This is a genomic window from Labilibacter marinus (assembly GCF_001659685.2).
Lineage (GTDB): Bacteria > Bacteroidota > Bacteroidia > Bacteroidales > Marinilabiliaceae > Saccharicrinis > Saccharicrinis marinus.
In genome coordinates this window covers 36,410-49,196 of record NZ_LXYE02000021.1, presented here as the reverse complement: position 1 = coordinate 49,196, position 12,787 = coordinate 36,410, and the positions used below count along the sequence as shown (strand labels likewise).

Below are 12,787 nucleotides of genomic sequence, written 5' to 3'. Positions count from 1 at the left end.
ATTCTTTCTTTATCTACTAATGATGGCGCAAAATTCACCAGCGCCATTGGTGTTTTCTTTAAAACTCCTAGAGCGATGCCCCAGGTTATTGCTTTCACCCCTTTGGAGCTTCAAATTCCAATTCCCTTCTTCGAGCTCCGTTCTTCCTCTTTCTTATTTTACTTCACGATATTTGTCCATTCTGTCAATATCGATATTTTCGAACTTGCGTTGCAATAACCATCGAGGACGCTCTAACGTTGATTCCCAATCAAATATCTTTTTATATAATTCTTTCACCTTTTCAGGATGCTGGGCTGCCAGGTTATTTTCTTCCGATATATCTTTAGCAATATTGTATAACTCAGCTGGTCTGTCCGGGAAACGAAGTAGTTTCCAATCGCCATCTCTAACCGCTGCTCTACAATCCTTTTTCCAATATAATGTTTGATGTGGACGCTCGCTGTTTTTACCTTGAATGTATGGCATCAAATCAACCCCATCTGTTTCTTCAATATCATTAACATCACCACCTGCTAAGCTCACAAAAGTGGGTAAAAAGTCGAGTGTAGATACTGGATAGTTGTATGTAGTATTTTTCTTTAATTGACCAGGCCAGCTCATTAAGTATGGCACTCTAATACCTCCTTCAAGGTGGTTAGATTTGGTACCTGCCAACGGATAGTTGACTGATGCATTTTTATCTGTTGGACCTCCGTTATCGTTGGCAAAAACAACAATGGTATTCTTATCTAAACCTAACTCCTTTAGTTTATCCATAATTTTACCACAAGCTCTATCCATCGCTAAAGTCATTGCAGCTACTTCTTTTCGCTTCCCTTCAAACTGAGGAAACTTCTTCATATCTTCTTCCTCTGCATCCATTGGTGTATGCACCGCATTAAAGGAAACAAAAGCAAAAAATGGTTTATCCTGATTTCTTTCGATAAAGTCAACCGCTTCTTCTGCTAACTTATCCGTTAAGTAACCTTCATGCTCCTGAAAGTTACCAAAGTTCTTTTCTAATTTATTTAGATGTTCAGCTGGTTCCTTCAAGTATGCATAGTAACTTCTGGCTCCACCTCTAAAACCATAAAACTCATCAAACCCTCTTTTCATAGGGTGAAAACGATCAGCTCCACCCATATGCCATTTTCCAAAAATAGCCGAAGTATAACCCAATGGCTTTAGATAGTCTGCAATGGTTTTCTCATCCAATGGAATACCCATATCATCTTTATCCAAGGCCGAATTAGGGCTCATATATCCAGGAACATTGTTTTCCTCAAAACCAAAACGATGCTGATATTTACCCGTCAGCATACCTGCTCGTGAAGGACCACAAGTAGATTCTGAAACATATCCTTCAGTAAAACGAATACCCGACTTAGCCAATTTATCCAAATTAGGGGTTATCATATCTTTACTTCCTTGAAATCCAAAGTCTGCATATCCTGCATCATCAGAAAAAAGTAATACAATATTGGGTTTATCTTGTGCACAAGCCACGTTTAAAATAAGTGTAAGTGCTAATATTAAGGTTGAATATTTCATGTGTTTATATTTTCTTTTATTTGTCACATGGAACTCTCAAGAAATTTTAATCATTACCCTGTGTGTAATTTTTAAGATTAAAATTTACATGGTCGTTTCATCTGTTAAAAATTAGTATTAAGTATAAGATACAAATATTAAGACTGATGCGTACATATGCATTGAGCGTATTACCATCATACCGAGTATTTAATACTTAATCATGATTATTTTTATTCGCTTTAAATTCTTAATTAAAACCAACAAGGTTTTTATAGTTTATCATCATCTAGCCTGGGAAGGTATTTGATGATTACAAAATTGTAAAATTACGCCTTGACTAGATTGGTGAAATTTACCTTGTGTTTACATTATTTTACCCTCATTAACTAAAAAGGGTATTCGGCGCTAGAGAGTTGAACGGTAATTTTTAGGTGTACTTCCCATAATTTGCTTAAACTGTCTGTTAAAATTGGTGATAGACTTATAACCTACCATGTAACATACATCAGAGACAGGTACATCTTCTTGCGCTAATAGGCGGGATGCATTTCTGATTCTTACCTCATTCAAAAATTGCGTGTAAGATTTATTGGTCATCTTTTTAAAGAAACGACAGAATGAGTTGGTAGTCATACAGGCTAAATCAGCCACATCTTGCAGACTAATATAACTGGCATAATTATCAGAAATATATTTTAGCACGCTATCTAAACGATCTGAGTTATCGGTGGTATACTGACGCATATCAGTAGATGATAGTTGTTGCTGTTTGTCTGTTTCTGACAATCGACATAAAATATCTAATAATTTAATAGACTGCTGGGCTGGGGTTAAATCGATAATTTCAATTAACTCATCGTGTAAGGCTTCACTCACTTCTTCTCCAAAGCTTAATCCAAATTTCGATTTTTCTAACATCTGATTAATCTCCGAAAACTCAGGATTATTAAAGGTACCGTCGCCAATAAAATCTTTGGTAAACTTTAAAATAATGGTTTTTACTTTATTGGTATCATCGGTATAATACGATTGGTCGTTACGCCATAAGTGGGGCAAGTAAGGACCTACTAGAACTAAATCGCCCCTGGAAAACTGAGAAACACTATCTCCCACAAAACGAATTCCATTACTTTGTGAAATATAGAGTAATTCATACTGCGGATGGTAATGCCAAGAAGAATCTAAACATGGAATCTCCTTTTTAGTAATATTTACTCGTTCATTTGCCGAACTCTCTGTATTCTTTAGTATTAACTTCATATCTTCCCCAACTACTAAATGATGATAACTAAATTTACAACAAATCTTACTTCTTTAATAAGATATTGTAAATAAAACACCTTTACCTCTTTTTAATGTACGGATGCATCAATAAGAATGTACTAAAGAGTATATTTTTTTAAATGATTACACACAAAAAACCCATCAATACAAAAAGTACTGATGGGCTCAATGATCATTATTAAATCAAAACTAAATCGAATCTACTTGGATACTTCCATAAACTCAACCGGAGAACCATTGTGCACTATAAAGGCTACACGCACTCCTTCTCCTGGAGAAAATGTTTCCACTAATATTTCTTTTCCTTTTAAAGCTTCATCAATATCATCTACCAAATAAGCAACATGCGGCATTGTTTTAAACATATCGGGCATGGGGCTATCTTCATCACACTTGATGTATTCCACATTAAATTCATCTTTATCAAACTCAGTGTAATGAATTTTTCCAGGCTCGTAAAAACCATCCCATTCTTTTTCTTCTGTTGTTGGGATACCAACATGGCTAAATTTGTATTCCATTTGTAGATTTTATTAATGTAAGTAAAAAGTGGAAAGACATAAGTATGAAGAATTTTCTCGTTAACCTTCACCTCACCTTTTGTCTTTCTGCTTTTATCCTACCATTTATTTTATTGCTTTAATATTAAACTCTAGACTATACTTACCCGATGGGAATATATACTGAGGTAAAGTGTTAGACAAGGTTCCTCCTAATCCTGTTTGAAAAGCATCAACATTTACCGTATAATATCCTGCAGGTTTTAAATCGAACGGATGTTTTGCCGCAGCTAATGTTTCCATTGTAAATGGATGAGCTGAGAAACTAAGTGTTGGTGCTCCTGTGATAGAAATACCAGACTTTTTGTTGGCTGTAGTTAATTTAACCCAACGCACATCAGTTCTGTTACCCGTTTCCTGAGGCTTAGCATAGTTGTAATACAACTCTTCCGTTTTAAAAGTATACTCGTCTACTTCAGCGCTACGCTTTCTATCCACATAACTCTCCCAAGGTCCGTTTCCGTAAAAAGTAGTTGTACTATAATTATCAGAAACTCCCATAGTCATACCAAAACGAATAAGCGCTGGTAAAGATTTATCCGCATCTAAGTCGGCTTTTACCTGAATAGCTCCATCGCTATAAACAGTATATGTAGTGGCTAAATTAATTTTCTTACCTGATTCCTGCGATATTTTAACTACCACTGAATTGTTAAGCTTCTCAGCAGAAACACCTACTGTTTTTAAGCTTGCTGGTACACTTTTCCAGACCTTACTAGATTTACCAAAGCTGCCAGAACTTGCTCCTCTAACATCATTATCGATTGGTGCTCTCCAGAAATTAGTTTGTAATGGAGCTTTAATTTGCTCTACTCCGTTGGTTTTGTACGAAGTCAATAAACCGCTTGCTTTATTAAAAGTAACCAAAAATCCTTTTCCTGAAACTACCATTTCATCTGTAGTTTCTGATTTTGACACTTCATCTTTGGCAGAAGAAACGTATTGACTACCTTCTTTAGTTGCTTTAAGTAATAATTGCTCTTTGGCAATTTCATATCCTTTTTTACACCATAATCTATCCTCACTTTCGTGGATACTTACACGTAACCAGTAGTCTGCATTATCCTTAAACTTAACTGCTTTAAACGGAATTTTTACAAGAGCTGACTCATTGGCCACGATATTCTTTCTTGGTAGTTTTCCTTGCTGAATAACTTTTCCATTTTCAGATAATGTCCAACGTATTTCGTATTGAAGAAGGCTGGTAAATGATAAACGGTTATGAATTCTTACTTTACCATTTTCGATATCTACTGCTTCAATTTTTGCTGGTTGAAAAACATATTTACATTCGAAAGCGTGTGGATTTGGTGTACGATCAGAAGCAAAAACTCCATTCATACAAAAGTTTTGATCGTTTGGAATATCTCCAAAATCACCACCATAAGCATAAAACTTCTCGCCTTTATCGTTTTCGGTTTCTAAACCCTGATCAACCATATCCCAAATAAAACCACCCATTAAATTTGGACGAGCTCTAATTACATCCCACCAGTCGCCTAGGCCACCAATAGAGTTACCCATGGCATGTAAATATTCGCACATAATAATAGGGCGATTAATATGCGGGCTCTCCGACATATTGATTAACTGCGACAGGTTAGGGTACATTCTACTAACAACGTCCACATATGGTTTGTCATCTGGGTTGGCCATGCCATCCCATTGCGTTACTTGGTAACCCACCATATCGCCTTCGATATAATGCGGATTCGTTGGATCGCCCTGCGCCCCTTCGTAATGAATAAATCGTGATGGATCAAAATCTCTAATCCATGCAGCCGAAGCAGCAAAAGCAGGACCAGTACCTGATTCATTTCCTAAAGACCATGAAATAATAGATGCATTGTTTTTATCGCGCTCTACCATTCTAATAGTACGACTTAAAATAGCTGCTGGCCATGTTGGTTGCTGCGGTATATAACTTCCTAAATGGTGCGTTTCGATATTCACCTCATCCATTACATATAATCCATACTCATCACACAACTCTAAAAAATAAGGATCGTTAGGGTAATGAGAAGTACGAACCGCATTAAAGTTAAACTGCTTTAACACCTCCACATCTTTACGTAAATCGTCTCTGGTTAATGCTTTTCCACGAATATGGTCATGATCGTGACGGTTAACACCCATGATTTTAACTGGCTTTCCGTTAATCAATAGCGCATTGTCTTTGCTAAATTCGATTTTACGGAAGCCAATTTTTTGACTTCTAGCTTCTACTAATTCCCCTTGAGGATTCTTTACACTAAAAACAATTTTATATAGGTACGGCTTTTCAGCTGACCATTTTGTTGGGCTCTTAATGTTAGCCTCCATCATGGCAAACTTAGTGATATCACGAGCTGGCCATCTTTCACGATAAACTTTTTCGACAGCCACTTTTAACGGACTTTCCAATACTTTTTTATCGTTTGCATCGTACAACTCGGCTTCTATATTCCAGCCTTTTAAGTCGTTTTCATTTTTCTTTACCCAAACTTTTGGACGTATTTCTAATTTGGCATCCTGAATATTGGCATCAAACTTTGTTCTTACAAAAAAGTCGTTTAAAGCAATTTTGGGTTGAGCCATAATCATCACATCTCTATGGATTCCGCTCAAGCGCCACATATCCTGATCTTCCAAGTAACTTCCATCACTCCAACGGAAAACCTGAACCGCTACACGGTTTTTACCTGCTTTTACAAACTCGGTAACATCAAACTCCGCAGCTAAACGACTGCCTTGGCTATAACCCACTTCTTTGCCATTTACCCAAACATAGAATGCGGAAGAAACTCCACCAAAGTGTAATATAATAGATTGGTTATCCCATTCTACAGGCACCTCAAAATCGCGATAATAGCTCCCCACTGGGTTATCTCTATAAATTTTAGGTGGTATTGGAGGTGTTGGTCCTGTCCAATCGAATTTTAAATTCGGGTCTAGAATATTAGGTGTAAATGGATAAACGATATTGGTATAAATAGGCTGTCCAAATCCTTTAAGCTCCCAATTTGAAGGCACATCAATATCATTCCAGTCCTGACCTATAAAGTCCTTACCCATAAAATCTGTTGGGCGCACTTCCTCTTTAGGTACATATTTAAACTTCCAGGTTCCATTCAATGATTTCATTCTGGCTTTGCTCCTATCCCCTTGCAATGCATCGTTTACATTTTTATAGGAATAAGTTGGAACGCGAGCATGCATTTTATTTTTTTCGAACACAAGTTCGTTTTCCCAATCATTTTGGGCATTCACAAATAGTGTACTTATCGTCACTACCAGACTTAATAACAATAGCTTTTTCTTCATTTTATCAGTATTAACATTTAACTGAAAGATAACGGATATTGCCGTAAATTACCTTTTAACAAGACTGAATTTTACCTCAACATCAGTATTCAGCAACTCGATTTTATCTTGTAAAAGGAGTTGATATCTGTACTATATTATTTTTATAGGGGTGTTTAAAAACTAATTATTTCAAATACCACCCAGAAAAAAAAGTCATCGAATAAACTGGGTAACCCGATGACTTTTAATTTTTCTTATACGTATAATCTACACTTGGTAGATGGAGTATTGTTATCGCACTACACGTCCTGATCCAGAACCACCCATTAAGGCTTCAACTTCTGAACGAGAAGAGAAGTTAAAATCGCCATTGATTGAATGACATAAACAAGAGGCTGCAACAGCAAAACGAATAGCCGTTTCTGGTTTTGAAAATTCAGGTGTGTTTAAAGCATATACTAATCCTGCCCCAAAAGAATCACCACCTCCAACTCTATCAACAATAGCTTTAATCTCGTATGGTTTATATTCTCCTTCTTCGTTTAGTGGTGCAAAATGAGCAGTATCGCTAGCTGCATCGTATAACATGGCACCCCAGTTATTATGCGTTGCAGATAAACTCTCACGTAAAGTAATAGCTACCTTTTTCACATTCGGGAACTGACGAACGATTTCTTTAGCAACATCTACATATTTATCAACATCAAGCTTACCTCCTTCAATATCTGTATCTCCAGCAGAAATACCCAATACATCATGCGCATCCTCTTCGTTTGCAATAACCACATCTACATAAGGAAGTACCGCACGCATTGTTTTTTGCGCTAAATCAGTAGCTGAGGTACCATTTTGCCACTGCCATAATTTTTTTCGGAAGTTTAAATCGCAAGAAACCGTTAATCCTTTTTCTTTAGCAGTACGAACAGCAACCTCTGTAGCATTAGCAGAAATCTCGGAAAGAGAAGGTGTAATACCTGTTGTGTGCATCCAACCTGCTCCCATCAATAAACTATCCCAATCGTAATCATCACCTTTAGTCATCGATACTGCAGAATAGTCTCTATCGTACATCACGCGGCTTGGACGCTGGTTAGCTCCACGCTCTACAAAGTATAAACCAAAACGACCGTGGTTTACTTTCTTGATGCCACTCGTGTCTACATCAATTCCTTTTAAAGTAGCTAAACAACACTCTGTCATCTCGTTATCTGGCAATGCAGTAATAAACTTCACTTTACCTCCTAACATGGCTACCGAAGCAGCAACATTAGCCTCTGCTCCTGCAAATGTCATATCTAATTTCCCTGGCATGCTCTGACGAAAGCGTTGGAAATTCTCAGGACAAATACGTCCCATTATCTCACCGAAAGTTACAATTGTTTTCATTTTTAATAAGTATAAAGATGCAAGCATCAAGATTACTTGCAATTTTTTTAGTTAATATTTCCTCTTAAATAATCGAAACTAGAACTGCCCTTTCTATTTACATTTTCTTATTTAAAAGGTATTAATTATAAAATATGCTGTTTACTTCTTTGTTCTTACTTTTTTAATTAAATCACTAATTTCTTGTGCATTTTTAGTAATAGTATCCCATTGCTCTCCCTGAATAAGCGGACGTTTAGCAATCCAAGAACCTCCAATAGCTGTAATTAACGGCGACTCTAAGTAAGTAGCTGCGTTTTTAATATTACATCCTCCTAAAGGAATAAAAGTTAAGCCTAAATAACTATAAGGAGCCACCATACTTTCTAAATGAGGCATACCTCCCGATGTTTCTGCTGGAAAATATTTTAAAACCCTACACCCATGCTCAACAGCAATTTCAATTTCTGATGGAGTCATGATACCTGGAGCAAAAGATAAGCCTTGTTTATGCGCTTCATCTATAATTTTAGGATTACATCCTGGCGCTACCGCAAAGTCTGCACCAACATCGGCAATGGCTTTAACCTGATCTACCGTTAGTAATGTACCAAAACCAAGCGTCATTTCCGGAACTTCCTTTTTAATAGCAGCTGCAGCATCTAGCGCAACAGGCGTACGAAGCGTTAATTCAATAGCATCAACGCCTCCTTTTAACAATGCCTTTGCTGTAGGTACAGCGTGTTTTACATCATCAATAACCAAAACGGCAATAACACCCGTGTTATCAATTTTTTCAATAATTTCAGGCGTCATAGCCTGCTGTGCAATAGGTTGCATATTTGTTTATTTTAGTATGATATAAAGTAAAAGTATAAAGACCTGTTTGCCCTCTCTTTATACCTCATACTTTATACTTGAATCTAGTTTACAATGCTGTTGATATTCTCTTTTTTACCAAGTAATCGTTTAATGCAAGATAAGAACAATCGTGCCCAATACCACTTTCTTTTATTCCTCCGTGAGGTAGATAAATAGCGTATTTAACACCGTTTACTTGCACTTCTCCAAACATTAATTCTTCCGATACTTTACGAACAACACTTTCATCTTTGGTAAAAAGGTAAGATGCCAATCCGTATTCCGTATCATTACCTAACTCAATAGCTTCTTCAATGGTAGAGAACTTCATCATAGCAGCCACAGGCCCGAAAATTTCTTCCCTAAAACAACGGCTTTCAGGAGTAATTCCAGAAAGAATTGTTGGTTCCATGTAATATCCTTTATCGTGTTCTGCAGGCACTTTGCCACCTAATACTAACTCAACTCCACTCTCCACATCATCGGCTACCATTTTCAAAATTCGCTCCTGATCTTTTTTGGTTACTAACGGCCCCATGTCTGGTTTGTTCTCTATTCCAAAGCCAACTTTAATGATCTTAGCCTTTTCTGTGAATTTAGTCAGGTACTCGTCGTACACATCTTCGTGAATAATAAAACGATTGGGTGCTACACACACCTGACCTGAATTTCCATACTTTAAGGCAAAACCAATATTTACTGCTTCTTCAAGATCTGCATCTTTATTTACAATAAATGGAGCATTTCCTCCAAGTTCTAGGCTCACATGCTTTACTGTTGTAGCAGAATCTGCAATTACCCTTTTTCCTGATGCCGATGAACCAATCATGGTTAATACTTTTGGTATCGGACTCTTAGTCATGGTTGTGGCTACTTGGCTAACAGGCCCACTAATTACATTAATAACACCTGCAGGAAAACCAATACTCTCCGCAATTTCTCCAATTAAATATCCAGAGATAGGAGAAAGCTCTGATGGTTTGATAACGATTGAACAACCCGCCGCTAAAGCAGGACCAACCTTATAACCCACATTGAGCAAAGGAAAATTCCACGCTAAATAAGCTACTGCTACTCCAACTGGCATATTAACCACTTGGTGATGATGTGTATTTTCCGAATCAGGAATAATTTCATCATGCATATTTTTCATGGCCTGCGGATAAAATTCCAAACCATCCACTAATAGCTCAATATCCTCGGCACTTCCTTCGTAGGTTTTACCCATTTCATACATCACAGCCTTACGCAGCTCATCCTCTCTATCCAGAATAGCAGCACGTAGCTTCATCATCCACTCAGTACGCTCCTTTAAAGACATTTTAGACCATAGCTTAAATCCCTTTTGAGCCTCAACTAAGGCCAGTTCAGCATCTTCTTTTTGTGCATAAGCAATAGTACCTACACCCTCTTCTAATGCTGGGTTAATAATTTCTTTTTTTGCACCAGAGATAGCATCTACTAGCTTGCCACCAATGTACATTTTTTTATATCCAAAATTCATAATTTAATTATTTAGTAAGCGTTTGGCTAGTGCTTATCTGTCGGGTATGACTTTATGCTTGTGTATATTTTAATAATGCTTGTTCGTCTACTTCTACTCCTAAACCAGGTTTATCTGATACAATTAATTTGCCTTCTTTCACTTCAAAATCTGGAATAGTTACTCTGTCTCTTAAATCATTGTCTGTTCTATCATGTTCCATAAAGAAATTATCATTAAACATTCTTCCTGGAATATTTTCTAGGTTGCTGATAAAATGCATAGCAGCCGAAATTGCTATGTAAGTTCCCCAACTATGAGGGACAATCTCTTTTCCATAGGTAGATGCCAAAACCGAAATCTTTTTTACTTCCGTTAATCCTCCGCAAGCTGCAATATCAGGTTGAGCAATATCCACCGCATTACTTTTAAATAACTGATGGAAACCATATCGTAAATACTCACACTCACCACCTGCAATAGGAATTGTAGTTGCTTTACGTAACTCGGCATAATGGTCGTAAAACTCAGGTGAAACTGGCTCTTCAAACCAACCAATATTATACTCTTCAATGGCTTTAGATAAGATGATAGCTTCGCGAAGATTATAGGCATGATTTGAATCTACCATCAGCTCCATATCGTCGCCAATAGCTTTACGAACTGCACGTACCATCTCAATATCTTTCTCGATGGTCATACCCACTTTCATCTTAACTGCTCTATAACCTAACTCTTTATATTCAACAGCTTCATCGGCCAAAGCCTGTGTTAAATCTTTTTCTTCTCTGAAGTACAAACCTGTTGCATAAGGCGTAATGATATCTCTTTTTTTACCTCCCAATAACTGATGTACTGGTACATTTAGAATTTTTCCTTTGGCATCCCAAACTGCCATATCAATAGCACTTATCGAAGCCACTAAAATACCTCGACGCGCATAATCCAAAGAACGACGATACATCACATCCCAAATGGTTTCATTCTCCAATGGATTCATCCCGACTACAAATTGAGAAAGCAATTTAACTCCAGCACAAAGTACATCCGCAGGCCCGTAACCTTCTCCCCATCCAACAACACCATCTTCGGTGGTTAGTTTTACTAAGCAAATTTTACGATCACTATACGACCATTGCGAAAAATAAAATGGCTTTTCTAGTTTATCTTTTAAAACAAACGCTTCTATAGACTTTATCTTCATAATTCTTTCTGTATCTAATTCTGGAATAACAATTTGGTTGATCGCCTTACACCTAGCTTACGCCATTAGAGTAACCGATGATAACCATTCCAATACATATTACCACGACGCCAAACATCAACCAGGAGAATGGTTTTTTAGCATTATCCCACTCTTTATTGAAATAAGCCCATACATTGCTAATAATTAATCCGCCACCCATTAAAATTGGCCAGCCAACTATAGATCCCATATTTCCCATCAGGGTAGCTCCTTGACCATACACTCCTAAGGCTCCAAACCAACACACAGCAGCTATAACAGACCACATATAAGCTTTACCAGATTTAGGCTCTGAGAATGAATTCCACGTTTTATTTTTAGTCAGTAAAACAATAGAATATACCGCATTTAAAATAAAAGCACCCCAAAGTACCACTACCCAAATAGCCAAACTACTATTTTGTGCAGTAGCTCCTAGCTCTTGCGCATACTTACCTATCCCATTACCTTCAGCAAAACCAGCATCAAAGCCAATACCTAAGGCTGCTGAAAAGAATCCACTTAAAATGGCTATTACAAGACCTGCTTTTAAATTTATCTTTGCTTTATCTTCTCCTTCTGATTGTTTATCGCGTAAAATACCTGCATAGGCCGTAAAACCAACACCCAAAACCATTACAACAACCCCACTAACTACATAAGGCAAAGCAGCTGCATTGGGATTATCTTTCATGAAATAAGGAATGATACTTCCTGCTGCTGCACACAACCCCAAAACAATACCATAGGTTAGCGACATACCAATATACGGAACACTCTTACCAAACATGATACCTCCAATTCCCCAAACAGCACCAAAAACCATAGCTAAAACTATAATTTCTGTTGGCGCTTGCGCGATGGCTTCAAATAAATCTGGCACTACAACCAAAGCCCATGCAGTAGGTAAAATAATCATAGCAAACAAGGAATGTACCAACCACCAAGCTTCCCATTTTAAGGGAGCCATAAACTTCATTCCTAAGCCAAACGATCCTTGAAAAAGACTTGCAAACAAGACTAAAGCAAGTGGTAAAAGTGCAAATTCCATAGTGTAATTTCTTTTATTAATATATTGATTTAATAAGCTACATCATTCATTAATACAAATTAAAGAGATTACGACTGAAATGAATTAATGTAAATTACCCAGCTTTGACATTATTTTACCCTATTTAAAATGGATGATATTACGACAAACCCTTATTA

The 12,787-nt window shown here is 37.1% G+C and carries 9 protein-coding genes; all 9 read right to left on the bottom strand.

Features of this window, described 5'->3' with window-relative positions:
- Positions 1-153: 153 nt before the first annotated feature.
- A complete protein-coding gene (locus A8L32_RS10740) occupies positions 154-1,533 on the bottom strand; it encodes a sulfatase (protein ID WP_075590523.1) in 1,380 nt (459 codons plus the stop codon).
- A 387-nt stretch (positions 1,534-1,920) separates the two neighbouring features.
- Entirely contained in the window at positions 1,921-2,775 is an 855-nt protein-coding gene (locus A8L32_RS10735) for an AraC family transcriptional regulator (RefSeq protein ID WP_075590522.1), read from the bottom strand.
- Between the two features lie 224 nt (positions 2,776-2,999).
- Entirely contained in the window at positions 3,000-3,320 is a 321-nt protein-coding gene (locus A8L32_RS10730) for a VOC family protein (protein ID WP_075590521.1), read from the bottom strand.
- A gap of 105 nt (positions 3,321-3,425) precedes the next feature.
- Positions 3,426-6,662, bottom strand: coding sequence for a glycoside hydrolase family 2 (locus A8L32_RS10725; RefSeq protein ID WP_075590520.1), 3,237 nt, complete (start codon positions 6,660-6,662; stop codon positions 3,426-3,428).
- 273 nt (positions 6,663-6,935) lie between these two features.
- Positions 6,936-8,030, bottom strand: a complete 1,095-nt coding sequence (locus A8L32_RS10720; RefSeq protein ID WP_075590573.1) for a sugar kinase — start codon at positions 8,028-8,030, stop codon at positions 6,936-6,938.
- Positions 8,031-8,171: 141 nt separating this feature from the next.
- Positions 8,172-8,849, bottom strand: a complete 678-nt coding sequence (locus tag A8L32_RS10715; RefSeq protein ID WP_198931761.1) for a bifunctional 4-hydroxy-2-oxoglutarate aldolase/2-dehydro-3-deoxy-phosphogluconate aldolase — start codon at positions 8,847-8,849, stop codon at positions 8,172-8,174.
- An 88-nt stretch (positions 8,850-8,937) separates the two neighbouring features.
- Positions 8,938-10,374, bottom strand: coding sequence for an aldehyde dehydrogenase family protein (locus A8L32_RS10710; protein ID WP_075590519.1), 1,437 nt, complete (start codon positions 10,372-10,374; stop codon positions 8,938-8,940).
- Between the two features lie 52 nt (positions 10,375-10,426).
- Positions 10,427-11,557 carry a mandelate racemase/muconate lactonizing enzyme family protein gene (locus tag A8L32_RS10705; protein WP_075590518.1) on the bottom strand — a complete coding sequence of 377 codons (1,131 nt, stop codon included), beginning with the start codon at positions 11,555-11,557 and terminating at the stop codon, positions 10,427-10,429.
- A 52-nt stretch (positions 11,558-11,609) separates the two neighbouring features.
- Positions 11,610-12,629, bottom strand: coding sequence for an L-rhamnose/proton symporter RhaT (locus A8L32_RS10700; protein WP_075590517.1), 1,020 nt, complete (start codon positions 12,627-12,629; stop codon positions 11,610-11,612).
- Positions 12,630-12,787: the final 158 nt, after the last annotated feature.

Excerpts from the sequence above, each read along its gene's own strand:
- A8L32_RS10740 (WP_075590523.1), bottom strand. The coding sequence starts at position 1,533 with ATGAAATATTCAACCTTAATATTAGCACTTACACTTATTTTAAACGTG.
- A8L32_RS10735 (WP_075590522.1), bottom strand. The coding sequence starts at position 2,775 with ATGAAGTTAATACTAAAGAATACAGAGAGTTCGGCAAATGAACGAGTA.
- A8L32_RS10730 (WP_075590521.1), bottom strand. The coding sequence starts at position 3,320 with ATGGAATACAAATTTAGCCATGTTGGTATCCCAACAACAGAAGAAAAA.
- A8L32_RS10725 (WP_075590520.1), bottom strand. The coding sequence starts at position 6,662 with ATGAAGAAAAAGCTATTGTTATTAAGTCTGGTAGTGACGATAAGTACA.
- A8L32_RS10720 (WP_075590573.1), bottom strand. The coding sequence starts at position 8,030 with ATGAAAACAATTGTAACTTTCGGTGAGATAATGGGACGTATTTGTCCT.
- A8L32_RS10715 (WP_198931761.1), bottom strand. The coding sequence starts at position 8,849 with ATGCAACCTATTGCACAGCAGGCTATGACGCCTGAAATTATTGAAAAA.
- A8L32_RS10710 (WP_075590519.1), bottom strand. The coding sequence starts at position 10,374 with ATGAATTTTGGATATAAAAAAATGTACATTGGTGGCAAGCTAGTAGAT.
- A8L32_RS10705 (WP_075590518.1), bottom strand. The coding sequence starts at position 11,557 with ATGAAGATAAAGTCTATAGAAGCGTTTGTTTTAAAAGATAAACTAGAA.
- A8L32_RS10700 (WP_075590517.1), bottom strand. The coding sequence starts at position 12,629 with ATGGAATTTGCACTTTTACCACTTGCTTTAGTCTTGTTTGCAAGTCTT.